The sequence below is a fragment of the Enterobacter sp. BIDMC 26 genome (assembly GCF_000534435.1).
Taxonomy (GTDB): domain Bacteria; phylum Pseudomonadota; class Gammaproteobacteria; order Enterobacterales; family Enterobacteriaceae; genus Enterobacter; species Enterobacter ludwigii.
This window is the reverse complement of record NZ_KI973182.1, coordinates 4,548,778-4,567,104: the sequence shown is the minus strand read 5'-3', so window position 1 is coordinate 4,567,104 and position 18,327 is coordinate 4,548,778. Positions and strand designations below refer to the sequence as shown.

Annotated in this window: 15 protein-coding genes and 1 pseudogene; 9 read left to right on the top strand and 7 right to left on the bottom strand. The window is 47.2% G+C overall.

Annotated elements, in window-relative coordinates:
- The first annotated feature begins 63 nt into the window (after positions 1–63).
- Together L462_RS02195 and L462_RS02200 are read left to right on the top strand one after the other, a co-directional pair.
- Entirely contained in the window at positions 64–1,611 is a 1,548-nt protein-coding gene (locus tag L462_RS02195) for an MFS transporter (RefSeq protein ID WP_032679503.1), read from the top strand.
- Positions 1,612–1,804: 193 nt separating this feature from the next.
- Positions 1,805–3,142, top strand: a complete 1,338-nt coding sequence (locus L462_RS02200) for a polyamine export protein PaeA (RefSeq protein WP_014168349.1) — start codon at positions 1,805–1,807, stop codon at positions 3,140–3,142.
- Between the two features lie 78 nt (positions 3,143–3,220).
- Here the strand turns inward: L462_RS02200 and L462_RS02205 are convergent, their stop codons facing one another.
- A complete protein-coding gene (locus L462_RS02205; RefSeq protein WP_003856054.1) occupies positions 3,221–3,427 on the bottom strand; it encodes a DUF1107 domain-containing protein in 207 nt (68 codons plus the stop codon).
- 324 nt (positions 3,428–3,751) lie between these two features.
- On the opposite strand from L462_RS02205, the gene L462_RS02210 reads away from it, so the two are divergent.
- Positions 3,752–4,309, top strand: coding sequence for a YtfJ family protein (locus L462_RS02210; RefSeq protein WP_014168347.1), 558 nt, complete (start codon positions 3,752–3,754; stop codon positions 4,307–4,309).
- Here L462_RS02210 and cysQ read toward each other — a convergent pair.
- Complete coding sequence (gene cysQ / locus L462_RS02215) at positions 4,303–5,043, bottom strand: 3'(2'),5'-bisphosphate nucleotidase CysQ (RefSeq protein ID WP_014168346.1); 741 nt, start codon at positions 5,041–5,043, stop codon at positions 4,303–4,305. The genes L462_RS02210 and cysQ overlap by 7 nt on opposite strands.
- 190 nt (positions 5,044–5,233) lie before the next feature.
- Between cysQ and L462_RS02220 the strand changes: the two genes are divergently transcribed.
- Positions 5,234–7,177, top strand: coding sequence for a bifunctional 2',3'-cyclic-nucleotide 2'-phosphodiesterase/3'-nucleotidase (locus L462_RS02220; protein WP_032679502.1), 1,944 nt, complete (start codon positions 5,234–5,236; stop codon positions 7,175–7,177).
- Between the two features lie 44 nt (positions 7,178–7,221).
- Here the strand turns inward: L462_RS02220 and L462_RS02225 are convergent, their stop codons facing one another.
- Positions 7,222–7,608, bottom strand: coding sequence for a winged helix-turn-helix transcriptional regulator (locus L462_RS02225; RefSeq protein ID WP_014168344.1), 387 nt, complete (start codon positions 7,606–7,608; stop codon positions 7,222–7,224).
- A gap of 391 nt (positions 7,609–7,999) precedes the next feature.
- Between L462_RS02225 and L462_RS02230 the strand changes: the two genes are divergently transcribed.
- From L462_RS02230 to L462_RS25260, 5 genes are all read left to right on the top strand, one after another.
- Entirely contained in the window at positions 8,000–8,833 is an 834-nt protein-coding gene (locus L462_RS02230; RefSeq protein ID WP_032679771.1) for a TnsA endonuclease N-terminal domain-containing protein, read from the top strand.
- The gene (locus L462_RS02235) at positions 8,824–10,956 is read left to right on the top strand and encodes a DDE-type integrase/transposase/recombinase (RefSeq protein WP_032679501.1); all 2,133 of its coding nucleotides are present in this window, start codon (positions 8,824–8,826) and stop codon (positions 10,954–10,956) included. Before L462_RS02230 ends, L462_RS02235 begins: the two co-directional genes overlap by 10 nt.
- Positions 10,953–12,395: an AAA family ATPase gene (locus tag L462_RS02240; RefSeq protein WP_032679500.1), complete on the top strand. Its 1,443-nt coding sequence runs from the start codon at positions 10,953–10,955 to the stop codon at positions 12,393–12,395. Before L462_RS02235 ends, L462_RS02240 begins: the two co-directional genes overlap by 4 nt.
- Positions 12,396–12,439: 44 nt before the next feature.
- Complete coding sequence (locus tag L462_RS24760) at positions 12,440–13,303, top strand: TniQ family protein (RefSeq protein ID WP_072031468.1); 864 nt, start codon at positions 12,440–12,442, stop codon at positions 13,301–13,303.
- A gap of 127 nt (positions 13,304–13,430) precedes the next feature.
- A complete protein-coding gene (locus L462_RS25260; RefSeq protein ID WP_155964465.1) occupies positions 13,431–14,447 on the top strand; it encodes a TniQ family protein in 1,017 nt (338 codons plus the stop codon).
- 605 nt (positions 14,448–15,052) lie between these two features.
- Here L462_RS25260 and L462_RS25675 read toward each other — a convergent pair.
- The 4 genes and pseudogenes from L462_RS25675 to L462_RS25810 form a co-directional block, all read right to left on the bottom strand.
- Positions 15,053–15,754, bottom strand: coding sequence for an ATP-dependent nuclease (locus L462_RS25675; protein ID WP_304413043.1), 702 nt, complete (start codon positions 15,752–15,754; stop codon positions 15,053–15,055).
- Positions 15,755–15,772: 18 nt separating this feature from the next.
- Positions 15,773–16,549, bottom strand: a complete 777-nt coding sequence (locus L462_RS25670; protein ID WP_255358222.1) for an AAA family ATPase — start codon at positions 16,547–16,549, stop codon at positions 15,773–15,775.
- Between the two features lie 196 nt (positions 16,550–16,745).
- Entirely contained in the window at positions 16,746–17,558 is an 813-nt protein-coding gene (locus L462_RS25365; protein WP_255358229.1) for a glycosyltransferase, read from the bottom strand.
- A 60-nt stretch (positions 17,559–17,618) separates the two neighbouring features.
- Positions 17,619–17,753, bottom strand: a pseudogene (locus L462_RS25810) (RHS repeat-associated core domain-containing protein); the annotation flags it as partial.
- Positions 17,754–18,327: the final 574 nt, after the last annotated feature.

The window sequence follows — 18,327 nt, the reverse complement described above, 5'->3', positions numbered from 1 at the left end:
CAGACGTTAATAAAAATACGCCCCGTAAAACGGGTTAATCATTACCCTACACTGGATATTATTATGGTCAAACCAACTGAACGTAGAGTTGGTTATGGCGTGGCGCTTGGCTACGGCATAACCGATCTGTTTGGCGGAGGCGCTTTCGCCATTATCGGCACCTGGCTGTTATTTTTTTACACGACCTATTGCGGGCTGTCTGTTATTGAAGCGGGCTCTATATTTGCTATCGCCCGCGTCATTGATGCGCTGTTAAGCCCGATCATGGGTTATATCACTGATAATTTTGCGGGTACCTGGCTCGGCCGTAAATTTGGCCGTCGCCGTTTCTTTTTATTACTGAGTTCCCCGTTAATGTTTTTGTATGCCCTGCTGTGGCTGACGGATATGGGGTACTGGTATTACCTGGGAACCTATCTCTCGATTGAACTGCTGTCGGCGATGGTGCTGGTGCCGTGGGAGACGCTGGCCGCAGAAATGACGAACCGCTACGAAGAGCGCAGCCGACTTTCAGGGGTGCGCATGATCTGCTCTCAGCTTGGGGGGTTCCTTGCCGTTTCCGTCCCCGGCGTCATTATGCAGTTCACCGGGAAAGACAATCCGTTTACCTATACGCTCACCGGACTGATATTTTCCTGCGTTTTTTGCCTTGCGGTGTTTATTACGTGGTACACCACGTGGGAAGCGAAAGATGTGCATCAGGAGTCCGATTTTAAGATAGATAACCAGCGCAGCAGCGGGGTAGCCAATCATCTGAAATATCTGGTACTGGACCTCTTTTCGTCCTTTCGCATCCGCGCGTTCCGCCTGCATATCATTATTTATATCTTCTCGTTTACTGCGATGGACGTCTTCGGCTCGGTCTTTACCTATTATGTCGTTTATTGTCTGAGCCAGGATGCGGCGGCCGTGTCGGGCTGGCTGAGCATTGCCGCCTTTGCCTCGGTACCAGGCACGTACGGATTTATGCTACTTTTGAACCGGCTGAATATCACGCCGTCCGCGGCGCTGCGCCTCTCTTATGGCTGTATCTTCGCCGTGCTGATATTCCTGTTTACGGTCTACCTCACCAAAACGCAGGTGCCAACGCTGCTGTTCTCGGGGGTCTTTATCCTGCTCGGTGCTGCCCGCTCTGGTCTTTATTACATCCCGTGGAATATCTACAGTTTCATCCCTGATATCGATGAGATTGTAACGCAGCAGCGCCGCGAAGGGATTTTTGCCGGCGTGATGGTATTGACCCGCAAAAGCACCGTGGCAATTGCCATTATGATCATCGGCCTGGTGCTGCAGGAGTCAGGGTTTGTGAAGGGCAGCGGCGCACAGCCTGAAAGCGCGCTGGGGGCCATTATCGGCCTGCTGATTTTCGCGACGGCGGCCCTTCTGGCCGTGAGCTTCTTCACGACCTACAAATTTAAACTGACCCGCGAGACACACAAGCTGCTGCTGAAGGAGATTGCGCGCCGCAAGCTGGGCGGAGATTATCGCGACTGCGACGCCAACACCCGCGTGGTGATCAAACAGCTCACCGGCTATGAGTATGATCAGGTGTGGGGAGGGGATGCCACGCGCCGGGCGGCAGGAAACGCCAGTTTATCCGCAGTAAAATAGCCGTACGTACCGGGCAGCGCTTCGCTGCCCGGCCGGTTTTATGCCAAAATGTGACCTCTGGCAGATTTACACGCCTTTACGCTATACTACCCGCTGAAATAATCAGCTCAACGCTACGAGCTGACGTTCTATGTGTCTTCACACAAATGTAATTAACTTCCCTTCCGAGGATCTGGCTGAAGCCGGATAAACTATGTTAAACAGTATTTTAGTGATACTTTGTCTCATTGCCGTCAGTGCATTTTTCTCGATATCCGAGATCTCGCTGGCCGCCTCCCGTAAAATCAAACTGAAACTGCTTGCTGACGAAGGCAACGTTAACGCATCACGCATACTCAAAATGCAGGAAAACCCGGGAATGTTTTTCACCGTGGTGCAGATTGGCCTGAACGCGGTCGCCATCCTGGGCGGTATCGTGGGGGATGCAGCATTTTCACCGGTGTTTCATGGCCTCTTCGCACGCTACTTTTCACCTGAACTCTCCGAGCAACTGAGTTTTATTCTCTCCTTCTCGCTGGTGACTGGCCTGTTCATCCTCTTCGCTGATCTGACCCCGAAACGCATCGGTATGATTGCGCCAGAAGCTGTGGCTTTGCGCATCATCAACCCGATGCGCTTCTGCCTGTTCCTGTTCCGTCCGCTGGTGTGGTTCTTCAACGGCCTGGCCAACAGCATTTTCCGCCTGTTTAAAATTCCGATGGTGCGAAAAGACGATATCACCTCTGATGATATCTATGCGGTCTTCGAAGCGGGTGCCCTGGCGGGCGTGCTGCGCAAGCAGGAGCACGAGTTAATTGAGAACGTGTTTGAGCTGGAATCCCGCACCGTACCGTCATCCATGACCGGACGTGAAAACGTGATTTGGTTCGACCTGCACGAAGATGAGCAGAGCCTGAAGCAAAAGGTGGCCGAGCACCCGCACTCCAAGTTCCTCGTCTGTAATGAAGATATCGACCACATCATCGGTTATGTGGACTCGAAAGACCTGCTGAATCGCGTGCTGGCCAACCAGAGCCTGGCGCTCAACAGCGGCGTTCAGATCCGCAATACCCTGATTGTTCCGGATACCCTCACCCTCTCTGAAGCGCTGGAAAGTTTCAAAACGGCCGGTGAAGATTTTGCCGTTATCATGAACGAATACGCGCTGGTGGTGGGCATCATCACCCTCAACGATGTGATGACCACGCTGATGGGCGACCTGGTTGGCCAGGGTCTGGAAGAGCAGATTGTGCAGCGTGACGAGAACTCATGGCTTATCGACGGCGGTACGCCGATTGACGATGTCATGCGCGTGCTGGATATCGACGAGTTCCCGCAGTCAGGTAATTACGAGACCATTGGCGGCTTTATGATGTTTATGCTGCGAAAAATCCCGAAACGTACCGACTCGGTGAAGTTCTCTGGCTACAAGTTTGAAGTGGTGGATATTGATAACTACCGCATCGACCAGTTGCTGGTGACGCGTATCGATAATAAACCGACCGTGCTGGTGCCGCGGATGCCTGACGCAGAAGAGAAAGTGTCGGCGTAAGGTCCATAAACATCAACGGCTCCCATCGGGAGCCGTTTTTTTATCAACTGCGTTTTTAACTACTGCATAGCACGTTGGTTAAGCCATCTCAGTTTGCAGACGCATAACCTGACGGTTGACTTCAGACATCACAGACAGGTGCTGCTTGTCCTTCACTTTTGGGATAAGGATCTTGCCCTTATCAAACTCAAAAGCGCCAACATCCTTGATATACAACCGTCCACGGAACAGGATCTTCACGTACTTCGCCACCTGAAGCGGGTTGTAGCGTTGGAAAATTTTCATTCTTGTATCTCCTGCGAATCATACGCTCTTGCGGTGCCACAATCGGCCCGACTGTCCTGAGCGCAAATTTTGTTGCCCAAAGACTATAGACCAGAACTACGGTGTTACCCAGTATGCATAAGTTTATTTACCGTTTGATTACAATTATTCAGAATAATCTTTGCAAAGCTTCACTCAGGGCAGTATAAGCCGTCGTTTTTTCATGGATATGTGCGTTCACCCGCAAACTGGCATCGGGATTGCGGGAAAACCACATTGATCGCACTTATGATTAAAAGCGTATGACCAAGTGGTCGGATCACCTGCAAACAATAAGGAAACACCATGACCCTACGTACTATCCTTGCAGCAGCCTGTCTGCTTCTGCCTCTGTGGGCTAGCGCTCACGCGATTGAAAAAGGACAACGAGTACCACCAGTCGGCATTGCTGACCGGGGAGAATTGATTCTCGACAATGATAAGTTTAGCTACAAAGCGTGGAATAGCGCGCAGCTCGCAGGCAAAGTGAGAGTTGTACAACATATTGCCGGTCGTACATCCGCAAAAGAGAAAAATGCCAACCTGGTGGAAGCGATCAAGGCCGCAAAATTCCCACACGACCGCTACCAGACCACCACGATTGTTAATACTGACGATGCCATTCCTGGCTCCGGCATGTTTGTGCGTTCAAGCCTTGAGAGCAATAAAAAACTCTATCCGTGGTCGCAGTTTATTGTCGACAGCAACGGCGTGACGCGTAAGGCGTGGCAACTGGAGGAAGAGAGCTCTGCAATCATCGTGCTGGATAAAGACGGCCGCGTGCAGTGGGTGAAAGACGGGGCATTAACCCAGGAAGAGGTGCAGCAGGTTGTCGCCCTGCTGCACAAACTGCTGGCTCAATAAATAGAGACGCGGAAGCCGGGGTTAAGGAAGGATTCGCGCGGGGTGTAGTCCAGCGGCTTACCCTGCCAGTCATGAACATGTGCCCCGGCGGCCGTGGCGACCGCATGCCCTGCCGCGGTATCCCAGACGTTCGTTGGCCCAAAGCGAGGGTAGAGCTGGGCATGACCTTCCGCCACCAGACAGAATTTCAGTGATGAACCAATCGAGGTCGTCTGGTGTTCACCCAGCTGTTGCAGATATTCCTGCAGTTCGCTGTCGCTGTGCGACCGGCTGATCACCACCAGCGGTGGACGCGCATCGCGCACCTGAATCTGCTTACGCACGCCGCACTCTTCCTTCCACGCCTTACCGTCTGCAGCGCTGTACATGACCTTCATCACCGGCGCGTATACCACCCCAAGCACCGCTTTGCCTTTTTCAATCAGCGCGATGTTGACGGTGAACTCACCGTTACGCTTGATAAACTCTTTGGTGCCGTCGAGGGGGTCCACCAGCCAGTAACGCTGCCAGTGCTGACGTTCGTCCCAGCTCTGCGGCGCTTCTTCTGACAGGACCGGGATATCCGGCGTTAAGGCCTGCAGTCCTTGCAGGATCACCTTGTGAGCCGCGATATCTGCCGCGGTGACCGGAGAGTCATCTGCCTTGCTGACGACCTCCATCGGTTTTGCACCGTCATACACCTGCATGATGGCATCTCCCGCATCCCGTGCGAGCTGACAAATCTTATCTAACATTCTCCACCTCTTTGTTAACGCAGTGGGGTTAACTCTTTGTTTTAGTTATATCGTAATGGGAACAATTCCGCTATCTGTGAAGCAATTCTGGTTTCATGGCGCTTTTTTCTGTCAGGATTCACATTTATGTAAGCAACACGCTATAGATACATATTCTTTTGTGGCCTGGATCGAAAAAAGGACTCCTCTGATGATTAAGTTTAGCGCAACGCTCCTGGCGACGCTGATTGCAGTGAGCGTACAGGCGGCGACGGTAGACCTGCGAATTCTGGAAACTACCGACCTGCACAGCAACATGATGGACTTCGATTACTACAAAGATACCCCGACGGAAAAATTCGGACTGGTACGCACGGCAAGTTTGATCGCTGCCGCCCGCAATGAAGTTAAAAACAGCGTGCTGGTCGACAACGGCGATCTCATTCAGGGTAGCCCGCTCGGGGACTATATGGCGGCGAAGGGGCTGAAGAAAGGCGAGATCCACCCGGTGTATAAAGCGATGAACACCCTGGACTATGCCGTCGGCAACCTGGGCAACCACGAATTTAACTACGGCCTGAAGTACCTGCACGATGCGCTGGCTGGCGCGAAATTCCCGTACGTTAACGCCAATATCATCGACGTTAAGACGCAGAAGCCGCTCTTTACCCCCTATCTGATTAAAGAGACCGAGGTTGTCGATCAGGACGGTAAAAAACAGACGCTTAAAATCGGCTATATCGGCTTTGTACCGCCGCAAATCATGACCTGGGATAAAGCCAACCTCGACGGTAAAGTGACCGTTAACGATATTACCGAAACTGCGCGCAAATACGTGCCGGAAATGCGCGAAAAAGGCGCAGATCTGGTGGTGGTGGTTGCGCACTCGGGACTCTCCGCCGATCCGTATCAGGCCATGGCGGAAAACTCCGTTTATTATCTGAGTGAAGTCCCGGGCGTCGATGCGATTCTGTTCGGCCACGCCCACGCGGTCTTCCCGGGTAAGGACTTTGCCAACATTAAGGGTGCAGACATCGAGAAAGGGACGCTCAATGGCGTGCCGTCGGTGATGCCGGGCATGTGGGGCGATCACCTTGGTGTGGTGGATCTGGTCCTCAATAACGACGGCGGCGACTGGAAGGTCACTCAGTCAAAAGCAGAGGCGCGCCCGATTTACGACGCTGCGGCTAAAAAATCACTGGCCGCCGAAGATAAAAAACTGGTCGACGTGCTGAAGCACGATCACGACGCCACCCGCGACTTCGTCAGCAAGCCGATCGGTAAATCGGCGGATAACATGTACAGCTACCTGGCGCTGGTGCAGGATGACCCGACTGTTCAGGTGGTTAACATGGCGCAAAAAGCCTATGTCGAACACGTTATTCAGGGCGACCCGGACCTGGCAAAACTGCCGGTGCTGTCGGCCGCGGCACCGTTCAAAGTGGGCGGGCGTAAGAATGACCCGGCAAGCTACGTTGAAGTCGAAAAGGGCCAGCTGACCTTCCGTAACGCCGCCGATCTCTATCTCTATCCGAACACCCTGGTGGTAGTGAAAGCGACGGGTAAAGAGGTGAAGGAATGGCTGGAGTGCTCCGCCGGGCAGTTTAACCAGATTGATCCGAAGAGCAGCAAGCCGCAGTCGCTGATTAACTGGGACGGGTTCCGGACCTATAACTTTGACGTGATTGACGGTGTGGAGTATCAGATTGATGTTACCCAGCCTGCAAAATATGACGGCGAATGCCAGGTCATTAACCCGCAGGCCGAGCGCATCAAAAACCTGACCTTTAAGGGCAAAGCCATCGACCCGAATGCCACCTTCCTGGTGGTAACCAATAACTACCGCGCCTACGGCGGCAAGTTTGCCGGCACGGGAGATAGCCATATTGCCTTTGCCTCACCGGACGAGAACCGCTCGGTGCTGGCGGCGTGGATCAGCGCGGAGTCCAAAAAAGCGGGGGGCATTCATCCGGCAGTGGACAACAACTGGCGCCTGGCTCCCATTCACAGCGACACGCCGCTGGACATCCGTTTTGAAACTTCACCGTCCGATAAAGCGGCGGCGTTTATTAACGATAACGCCCACTATCCGATGAAGAAAGTTGCAACGGATGATATTGGCTTCGCCATTTATCAGGTGGATTTAAGCAAGTAACGCGGTGTGTGCCGGGTAGCGGCTTCGCCTTACCCGGCCTGCCTTTACGCCGCGCGTTCTTCCCGGTTCGCCATCACCTGCGGCGTATGCACTTCTATCCAGTCCGCCAGCGCGGCCACTTTCTCACTCACCTCTGTCCCTAACGGCGTCAGGCTATACTCAACGTGCGGTGGTACAACCGGATACGAGACGCGATTAACAAACCCGTCCTGTTCCAGCGCCTGTAGCGACTGGGCCAGCATCTTTTCGCTGACGCCCCCCATTTTTCGGCGCAGGTCGCTGAAACGGTGGGTTCCCTGTCGCAGGGCCACCAGAATCAGCACGCCCCAGCGGCTGGTGACATGTTTGAGAACCTCTCTGGAAGGACACTGTTCCGCGAAGAGGTTGCCATCGCGCATTTGTTCGCTGAGTGTCGGTATCGTTGTTTTCATACTTACCTTTATGTACGTACTTACTAAAAGTTAGCTATGGTGCTAGTGTGCCACAACACCAGACAAACACGAAGAGGATGTGATGTGACAATAAAGTTGTACCGCTAACATTAAAGTTGTACCGCTAACCTCGCAAAATGACATTAAAGTTGTATACTTAAATACATCAATATAGTCCGAGTGCAGCAGCTTACTGACAGCTCGTTCATTCAGTTTCTACTTGCAAGTAACCATCACCTGCAACTCTGGTTAATGATCACGCGCAAGCTTAACCGGAATATGAAGCAAAAGAAGGATCTTGCATGTTGTAGCTGTAGGGTCACTACCTCAGCTTCGGGTTACGTTCACTGAACGCAGCATACAGCTGTCTTACATTGCGGTAATACAAATCATGAGCAGAGGAAGAAGGCTTAAGTCCTATCAGGATTATGAGCAGGCTCTTAGTAAAGGCGTGGGGTCCGGGCATATGCAGGACTATCAGCCCTGGCTAAGAGTTCAGGATGTAAAATCTCATGGCAATCGTTCGGTTGTATTTGGTCTAAAAACCATGCGCGCGCATCACTTCATGTCGATCATTGAAAGTGATTTCTTCTATCAGGCCGAATTCAATGATTCAGTTATTGATATTCGTGAACAGTTCCCTTTACTTCCCCTGAATCTCACAGAAAAAATTGCCAGTCACATTGCTGTAAAACATCCTATTGTCATTGGCGTGAGTGGCCCCCCGGTTCTATATGTTATGACCACCGATTTCCTTCTGACCATCAAAGAGCCTGACGGCGGAATAAAATATAAGGCGTTTGCAGTGAAACCCGATGGTGTACCTACTGTCCGGGTTGCTGAAAAGTTAGAAATTGAGCGCCTTTTCTGGGCGCTACATGGCATTGAATTTAAAGTGTATATTGGCTCTGAACTCAATCGTATCATAAGTAAAAACATATCCTGGGCAACATCCGCACTACGAATGGATGCCTCATGTCATGATCATTTACCCTATCAGGAAGTTGCCTCCGCGTTAGTGCCGGGAGACCACATTATTGAAGCGCTCTGTTCTTCGCAGGCCAGGAAGTTTAATGTCGAGTACAGCGATATCCTGACTGTAATCCAGTTGCTTATTGCCAGAAAATTTATCCAGGTTGATTTAACCACTCCTATACTTGAAGTGGGAGTGCTGCGTGTTCTGAGCAACACCTGTGACAAGAAGGTATCTGAGCTATGGAAATAACCCTAAATAGTGTCTGGAAAACAAATGATACAGATGGGCTGAAATCCGGATTGTACCGCATACTCGGCATGTATATTGATACAGATACCCTCATCCTTTTCGAGCTTCAGGAAAACTGCACAAACAAGCCATTCTTTTTCTCTCTCAGGCGTTTCATACTTCTTGTTAAAACCCGTGTAGTCGTTAGCGCCACGTATGCACTTCCGCAATACATGCTGGTTGATGAGGACAGCCTCGATCAGAAAAGCAAAAATAAACGAGATGAAAATTACAATTTAATTCTACCCCTTATCCAGGATGGCAATTTTCTCTATGATTTTACTTCGTCTCTGCGTTCATCACTTTTAACACACCATGCTTCAGATGCTGGTGTTAACCCCCAGCATCTAAGACTACTTCTGACGCGATACTGGCGGTACGGCCAAAATAGTTATGCATTAATACCCGCCTATTCCCGTAGCGGCGCCCCCGGCAAAGAACGCAATCCAGACACAATCCCACTGGGAAATAAAAAGAAAAATCGGGTTTTACCGATGCAACGCGCCAGTACTTATATACTTAAAAACGAAGACAAAAAAAACATTATCAGGACGTTAAAAAAATATTACCTGAAAGTCGGAGGTTTTTCTTTCGCCCGTACTTATGAAGAATATCTGAAAGACTTTTTCCGTGATGAGATTGAGCATGCCCGCACAGCGGGCAAGGCTCCCTGCATCCCCTCGCTCAGGCAATTCAGATACTGGGGAAAAAAACGCATTCCTCAGGATAAAAGGATACGAGCAAGAGCAACGGAATCATCTTTTATGCTTAACCAGCGAGCTCGCCTTGGCTCCGCTGCTAACACAAGAACACTTCCTGGCGATGTTTTTGAGATTGATGCCACTGTTGCGGATGTTCACTTGGTCTCCAGCCTGAACAAAACCAGCGTAATTGGCCGACCAACGATATATACCATTGTCGACCGGGCGACCAGAATGGTCACCGGTGTTCATGTTTCTCTATACCATGCATCCTGGCGAGCAGCCCGACAGGCATTAGCCAACTGTTTTATGCCCAAGAAAGAGTTTTGCAGATTATTTGGTATTAACATCTCCGTAAGGGACTGGCCCTGCTCTCACGTACCGGTAAAACTGGTTTGTGACAACGGCGAAATGATCGGCCTTAAACCCCAGGATATCGTAACACCAATAACAACGCTGGAATTTGCTCCCAGCTACAGGGCTGACAAAAAAAGTATCGTTGAGAGGCGATTTGGTATTTTGAACCAAGAGGCAATTCATCAGCTTCTAGGCTCAACAAGAGGCGGACTTATTGTGAAAGGTGAGCCAGTACCAACATCAAGAGCCTGCCTGACGTTACAGGAGGTTACAAAAACGATTATTCTCGCCATTCTGGAGCACAATCAGGCCATCTTTAAAGAACTCGCCTATATTAATCCACTTCTGATAGAACATGACCTCACTATGTCCCCCCTGAATAGCTGGCTGATAAGTCTCAAAAAAAGCAGATTCAGCGCGCGCACCATTCTGGAGGATGAAGTCATTTCGAGGCTTCTGCCTCCGGAACGTGTAAGCATTACTCCCGGTGGGCTGCAGTATAACAATCTCTATTATGAATGCGAAGAAGGACTTGCCTCGGCAGCACGTGTTTTCGGGCAATCGAGTTGCGAAGCCCGTATCGACGACAACTGTGTGGACTTCATCTATGTCCGCCTTGATAGAAACAAACCGTTTACCCGCCATTCTTTACTCGAAAAACGTTATATTTTCAAGGGGATGCCACATATTGAGGCTGATGCCCTGGCCGACTGGGTTGATCTGCATAGTGAAAAGTCACCGGTCACCACAACATCCTATATTGTGAAAAAGTTCTCTGAAGCATTACAAGAGACAGGCCTGCAAAGACTGAATCACCTGAAACCACACAATAGCTCCAGAATAAAGAACATAACGGAAAATAAAAGAGAAGAATTGAGTAAAAACGCGGTTTTGTCGGGAGATCTGGATGATGGCACACTGCAGCTGCCACAAGAAAAAATAATCCTGCTTCCGGGTCCTAAAGAAAAGGAAAAATGGCTGGCTACAAAAAATAACCAAAATGACGCGAAGGGTGAAGAAAAATGAGAAATGTCATCGCACGGTATAATGAAGCCATACTCCCGGAGCATCGGGGAAACCCGTTAATCGAAGCATTACCGCCCTTGCTGGACGATACCGAAATTTTAATGGCTCTGAGTAATTTTCCTCCACTAGATGAAAATATCCGGTGGACCGAATCAGCGGCCATCAGAAGACAATACGTTGACCGTATTAAGCATTTCCGTTGCCCACAGACAAACTACATTGAATGCTATAGATATATCACCAGAATCATCAGAGACGGATACGCCCCACGAAATCCGTTAAAAAGCAGCACTCAGCAGTACCTTCACTATTACGGGGATGAACGCCCGGATATTGAACCCGTGGATGGCTATTTTCACCCCTGTGCCGATACCTTAACCATTGTGGGTATCAGTGGTTCTGGAAAAACAACCATGCTCGAACAGGTTCTTGGTCACTTTCCTCAGGTCATTCAACACACCCAGTATAAGGGCGTTTATCCCGGGGTTTCTGACCAGGTCATCTGGGTGAAGGTAAACTGCCCTTACAATGCCAGCGTACGTGAACTCTGCGAATCCATTCTTATCATGCTTGATAATATACTGGGACTGGAGCCAACAAAACCAGCAAGCAGAAATGGTGGTCTGGCAAGGCAGATCGCACAAAGAATTAAAGCCGCATTTCTTGGCGTACTGGTGATTGATGAAATGCAAAGACTTAAATTTTCCCGAACAGGCGGAGAATCAACCTTGATTGATTTTCTGCATGAGATTGTTGATTCACTGGGCGTTTCACTTGTGTTTTGCGGTAATCATCCCTTTGAAGAGACACTTTCAAAAAAACTGAGGATAGCAAGGAGAGCTGAATCTGGTGGTTTTATGAACATTTCCCTACCGGATTTCAACACAACAGACTGGCAATCCTTTATCAATTATCTTTGGCCGCTTCAGTGGACGAACGTTGAAACTCCGCTAACACCGGAGCTAAATGAGACACTTTTTTTGCTCTCGAAAGGCAATATGGCCATCGCACAAATGATTTACAGAAGAGCACAAATGATGGTGATAGGAAGCGGGAATGAGGTCATTAACAAAGCCGTACTACGTTCAGCGGTACCCAGGTTATCGGCCAGTTCAGACGAATTTATTGGCACTCAAATCAACTTTGCACTTCCCCCATCCAGGTCAGTCTCAGTACGTGCACGCAATGATGAACGTTCCACAACTGTAAACGGCAACAGGAACAAGCAGAAGACTTCTTCAATGGTTGTTTTCGGGGATCTGAGTCGACCTCAGCACAGTGAACTGGCGGATATGAGTATGAAGGTACTAAACGCATTTGAGGATAACATGTCCCGGATTGAAAACAGCTCTGTGTTCCGAACGCTTGCAAATGAAAACAAAAGCTTTGCACATCTGTCTGCCTACGGCTTACTGTGCACAGAGCCTGTATTTGAATAAACGCTGTTTAATTATCATATCATCACCATTCGCCGGGGTGACATATGCAGCTTCTTAACGCCCTTCCCGAAGAAACACTTTACAGCCGATGTGTGAGAACGCAGGAAGTGTATGGCATGACCACAAACCAGTTTTTTTCTGTGTTCTTCAAAAATAAAACGCATTCAGTTCATCCTTACCTCAACACATTACTGAACATATTATCTGAAAAAACGATTGAATCAGGACAGGAACTCTGGGCGCGACAGACGCTTCTCCCGCTCTACGCGTGGGCAATGCCAGCCTACAGAAAGCAACTTGAAGACCTGACACTTTCAGCCATGAATTTACACACTCTTTGTAAATTATCAACCTATGCAGAAGATCATCCTGCCCCTTTAAAACACTGCCCTGTTTGTACATATCATGATGTAAAGCACTTTGGGGTTGCGTACTGGCACCGACAGCATCAGATCGCCGGAGTGACTGCCTGCAATCATCATAAAGTCAGGCTGAATTCAATAGTATTTCCAAGATTATCAGTGATCAACTCCCATGGATTACTCCATCAGAGACAAAAGATCGCTCTCAGCAAAGAGGATGATTTCAAATTCGCTGCATTTTCTTCACAAATTCTCGAACTCATATGTAGTTTTTCACCTGAATTTATCAGCAACCATCATTCGTTACTTGTTAAGCGATTTACAAAGTCTTTATTATTGAAAGGTCTAACCAGTGAACCAGACACAGCCGTACTCGATAAACTATACGGTATAGCAGAAAGACTTGATCACTCCAGTAAAAACTTATTCCCCTCACTAAAAAATAATATCACCTACTGGAAAACATTATTCTATGGTTCTTCACCACAATCACCCACCAAATACTTACTGTTACTCTATTGTTTAAATCAGCTTGATCACGATTAAGCAGAAAGGATTAATATTCTCTTTATTTTTAAACAGTACGCACACACTATTGAAACCTGCCAAACTTTGCTTTACATTGTATTATTGGAGTTATTTTCAATGCAAGCAGTTTATACGAGAGGATTGTATGTCAGGAAAAATAGCTTACCATTCGGATGAAACACTTCACAGTTTCATCTTCAGAGTATGTTTGGTAAACGGAATGGAGCAATTTTCAGATGTAATCGGTCATAATGCGCGCTGGAGAAAAACTATCCATCTTAATAAGAACATAGCCAATTTCTTTAAATGTTATAATGACCATGACTTTCTTTTTTTGATCAGAAACTCATGGCAAGCCAGTAAGAATACGCATATGTTTTCCGATCCGACAAAATATTTGACAGATTTAAAAAATCTATATGCAAAGGGCCCTCGTAAGGGAGGTATAGATAAAGCTCCTCATATTAAATACTGTATGGATTGCATAATAGACTCCATTAAAGAAAACGGATATGGTTATTTTAAATCGTCATGGCATCATGAATACTCTGAAAAATGCGTAACGCATAATAAAGCTTTAACTATTTCATCAATGACACTTTCTGAAAAACCTTTTGAAATTTTAAAAACAATACTCGGAGGGAAGTACCCTGGCGGGTGTTATAGTATACTTAGTGTTATTGGTCCCATAAAGGAAAACATTCCACCCATGTATATTTCGAAGAACATGTATAACACGCTGCCATATGACAATGGTCAATATATATACATCGCAGAATGTTTGAAGAGAGAAATTCGAAAGTTTATTCTTTCATTCTCTGGGGAATTTCCAAAAATTTCAGTAAGGAAAGACCGCCCCCCACAAAAATCCATACAACAGTATCGCCGAAGCTATCTTTCGACAGATCCTATCCTTACAAGAATAATCATTTGTTTTTTTGAAGAAAGCTTCGGCCCTTTTATGTCTTTCTGGAAAGGAAATGCTGTCAAGACATCTATACCTTGCGGTATCATTGACATCAACGAGATTGTTGAACATATATATATTTTTAGGAACATGGATTCATGCAGGAAATGTAACTCTGAAACATGCCCAATAAAAAAACGCTCTCTTTTCCCTCAAAATAGAGACCATTATTCTGACACAAAGTCAAGAAAATAGGATTCATTAATTTGATATTTTTACGACCATAGGTTAGATATTTATCCACAACTAGATCAACAAGAGCACATTCATAACCTTACTGTTTGATAGGTTATTACATGTAAGTATTCTGCTATCCAAAGCATCGGTAAAATGTGTGCTCAGGCCGTTCTTAGAGTTTATAGTTAACTTCTATAAACAATGCGTGTCAATAAAAGATATAGCTCGCTAGCGGAAATAGCGAATACCAAGACCGGGTAATTTATTATCCTTCAGACTCATAGTTAGTAACACCTTAGCATATGAACTTTTTTTTCTGTAGTTACTTGATACACCACACATATAGAAGGTACCTGATTTTTAGCCATGCTCCCGGAAAAGGCTTCCGCAAGAAAAACGGGTTATTTTTTACTTATAAGTATCCTTTTCGGAAACTATGCTGACTGGCTAATTTTTAAGATTTTTTGCCACAAAGCGTTCATGGGTAAAGCACTATCAATATATAAAACCCATTAAATTACCTATACGCTTAGCGCTCACTTAAACAGAATTCCACATCGTAATATTCGAATGAATCCATTTAATCATGTCAACTAAATTCTGGTTTGTGTTATAACTTTCACTTAACGTCTTGATTTCACTTTCAAATATGCTCGCGATAGTGACTTTTGTTTTACTATTTTTTTTAATTCATTATTTTCATCAACGAAGAAACGATTTCTGAAGTTATCCGGAAGATAACTTTCAATGGTATAACCTTGAGTAATCCATGTCGGGATCTTCCTGCGGATTTCTTCTTTATAACTCTTACTATTTAACAATAGCGGGGATAGTGATTTATTTGCATCATTATCATTATCAGCAACAAAAATTGAATTCCTGTTTACAGCCACCGTTTGGATCATATCGGTTCGGTCTGCTGAAAGATGCTTCATTAATGCCCCACCATATAAAACAAACATATAATTGATGTTCTCAATAGGAACAGACAGTTTGTTTTCAGCACAATAAAGCTTGAGCCAGTGCTTAATATAAATTCGATCGCTGGGCCCTTCGATCCAAATGACACCGTTTGCATGAAAAACATCCCCAGGACGTATTCCCATCATGGCGAGTAGCTCTGCAGAGCGACTAAACTCCTTTATACCTCTCCCGTCGGTTATATAGAGATTGGCTGTATTTTCTTTCCAGATTTCGAAATCGAGAAATACGGTTGAATGCGTACTGATAAAGAGCTGGAGAGATTTTCTGTTCGCGATTTCCTGCATTTGAATTGCAAGTACACGCTGGAGTTTTGGATGTAGATGTACTTCTGGCTCTTCAATAATGCAAATTGTCTGCTTCTATTGTAATGATAGCCATGCAAGTAAACCAGCAAGCGCTTTCCATCCTGCCGGGAGGTCATCAATTTTTACCTGATTGGTCTGGGCTGTATCATCATTAAACCATACCCTCAGGGCATTGGGATCATATTTAGAAAGAGAGAAGCACTGTCTTGTGACATAATCAACTTGCTTCATTTGAAGGTTGTTATAGCTATAAGCTCCTTTTTTTAAAGGCGATGCGGCTGTTCCGGATAAATATTGAGCATTTAAGTTTAAGTATTTTACGACTCTGGTCAAAGGCAGGTCATCAATACCGTACGTGCTACGCCTGGCAACGCATTGCCCAAGGCTACTAACCGTGAGTATGTATTCAGAGGGGATAGTATCAGGCGTGGTGGAATCGATAATGCTACCAAAGCACATCGATGCATCTTTCAATGTGGCCCTGATGCATGCATAAGTCTTACCAAACATGCGTGAACGGAACAGTGCTGTAAGGCTTTTGCCACCGTCTAATTCAATTAAGAAGGATCCAGAACTACTGGAACGCATGTTTTCTCGAGACAGCGTTTTCAACAGTTCAGGATCGCTGAGTACTCTAATAATGTCCAGTATCGTTGATTTCCCGCTGCCATTGGGCCCGCAGAATATATTAATCATACCAGGCTCTATGCAATTGTGCTCAAGACTATCTTCGTTTCTTTTATCGGTGAACGCCAGTTTTCGTAAATTTTTAAAATGGATATATTCAACAGGCATAGGTTCTCCAGATAGAAAAACATTGTATTCTTGCATCAGGAAAGCCTGCTATAGGAATGGAATTAGTATAAGATGTATGATTTAGGTAGTAAAGGGGCTATATTGGGAAGATATACACAAAACCTTAAAAGTGAATCGCCATGAGTTTAACTGACACCTTAGAGTCAACGGTTTGGAAGTGCCTGGATTATCCGTGGCGATTCAGAATGATCACATTTAATTTCTTATGACCTCAAAGCGAGGCTCGTCTTTTCCCTGCTAAGTTTGCCCACGTTCCATCCCCATTCATTCCTCTTGACCATTCCCCTAATGCTCCTGAACCTCTTTGACCAAACTTTTCAGGCGAAGCCAAAAATTTTGATGATTGTAAACGAGCACTAAGACCAGATGCCTGAACCCAGGAATCAATCATCCCAGGACCGGAGACAAGCATAGTTATTTCGCGGCGAACCACAGGGATAAATCTTTTCAGCACCCACATAATATCATCAACAGAAACAGAGTTATAAGGGGATGACTGGAGTTTTTTACTAAGCCAGTCTTTTCCTGCCGCCCGGCCAACTCCCATATCATATAATTTCCCACTATAAGGCGCAGTGGCATATGATATCATTCTGTCGAGACTGTTTGAATTATCTCTGGCTATGATTACTGCATTCGAAACCCTAGGGCGGCCTTCCCATAATTCATTATGGATGAGAACATCCGATGGTCCAGTACTGCTTGCTCTTTGAGGTGTTATTTCTCCCAGACTGTTGTTTACCATCACATCTACATCCATATAAATCCCACCCCCTGTTTTTTTTAGGATCCCCAACCTCAGGAGATCAGAAGCAGCAGCATAATTAGCATAAGGTGTATTTCCTGACTCACGAGCTATAGCTGAACTCAATAAGTAAGGAAGTTTTGGCGGTGCCTTAATGCTTATCTTATTAAATATTGCGTTGCTGTAACCCCTCTCCATAATATTGTTCTTCAGTCTGTCAGGAAAATCGCTCCAGAGATTTACCTTATAACCTGGATTGTTTGATATAAAATGTATCATATTACTTATTGCATTAGCCGGAAGCTCAGCATTACCCAGCCAAATATAATGGGCGCTCTCAGGATACATACCGGCTACATCCCTGAATGTCTCTGGATTATTGCGGCACATCCTGAACAGGTTCAGCCCGTCCACCGTCCCCGCCGGGTCTGCGGAGAGCCAGCGTCCCGACCACGGCTGGTAGTACCGGTATGAATTATGCGAGTTCAGGTGATTCATATCCCGGCTCCCTCCGCCCTCACTCGACGTCAGGTGAGGCCCGCCCGTGAATACTAACAACGTTCAGGTGTCCGGGGCCGTGCCTTCCTCCTTAACCGTTTTTTCGCCCGGGGACGCCGCCCTGCGGGGCGGTATTCCCGCGTTAATCTTCTTTCTCCCCGCGCTTTCGCTCCGCCGCAAAAATGTGAGTCATGACGCACCCGTATAACTCCCGCTAACTCACAGGACCGGTCAGGACATATGGCTTACCGTTACCGGGCTTCCTGCAGACCCGACGCGCCGGGTGACATGACGTCACTTCGCCCCGGTCTCCGGGAACATTTCTCTGCGCTGTCTCTGTTTACCGCTTTTCGGACCGCGCGGAGCGCTCACTTTCCTTTACTGAGGTAACTATGTCAGAACATATCCAGAATATGCCCCTCTTCGCGGCCCTCGCGGAAAAGCTGAACATCACCACGCTGTCGGAACTCGGGGATTTTTCCCTGGAGCAGGTTCTGGCGGCGGCCGGCGATGACGTCGGCCTTGCGGACTGTCACGCGCTGCACGCCGA

Coding starts and splice junctions, on each gene's coding strand:
- L462_RS02230 (WP_032679771.1), top strand. CDS start 8,000: ATGAGCAGAGGAAGAAGGCTTAAGTCCTATCAGGATTATGAGCAGGCT.
- L462_RS02205 (WP_003856054.1), bottom strand. CDS start 3,427: ATGAAAATTTTCCAACGCTACAACCCGCTTCAGGTGGCGAAGTACGTG.
- L462_RS02240 (WP_032679500.1), top strand. CDS start 10,953: ATGAGAAATGTCATCGCACGGTATAATGAAGCCATACTCCCGGAGCAT.
- L462_RS02220 (WP_032679502.1), top strand. CDS start 5,234: ATGATTAAGTTTAGCGCAACGCTCCTGGCGACGCTGATTGCAGTGAGC.
- L462_RS02210 (WP_014168347.1), top strand. CDS start 3,752: ATGACCCTACGTACTATCCTTGCAGCAGCCTGTCTGCTTCTGCCTCTG.
- L462_RS02200 (WP_014168349.1), top strand. CDS start 1,805: ATGTTAAACAGTATTTTAGTGATACTTTGTCTCATTGCCGTCAGTGCA.
- L462_RS02195 (WP_032679503.1), top strand. CDS start 64: ATGGTCAAACCAACTGAACGTAGAGTTGGTTATGGCGTGGCGCTTGGC.
- L462_RS25365 (WP_255358229.1), bottom strand. CDS start 17,558: ATGATACATTTTATATCAAACAATCCAGGTTATAAGGTAAATCTCTGG.
- cysQ (WP_014168346.1), bottom strand. CDS start 5,043: ATGTTAGATAAGATTTGTCAGCTCGCACGGGATGCGGGAGATGCCATC.
- L462_RS02235 (WP_032679501.1), top strand. CDS start 8,824: ATGGAAATAACCCTAAATAGTGTCTGGAAAACAAATGATACAGATGGG.
- L462_RS25260 (WP_155964465.1), top strand. CDS start 13,431: ATGTCAGGAAAAATAGCTTACCATTCGGATGAAACACTTCACAGTTTC.
- L462_RS02225 (WP_014168344.1), bottom strand. CDS start 7,608: ATGAAAACAACGATACCGACACTCAGCGAACAAATGCGCGATGGCAAC.
- L462_RS24760 (WP_072031468.1), top strand. CDS start 12,440: ATGCAGCTTCTTAACGCCCTTCCCGAAGAAACACTTTACAGCCGATGT.
- L462_RS25670 (WP_255358222.1), bottom strand. CDS start 16,549: ATGCAAGAATACAATGTTTTTCTATCTGGAGAACCTATGCCTGTTGAA.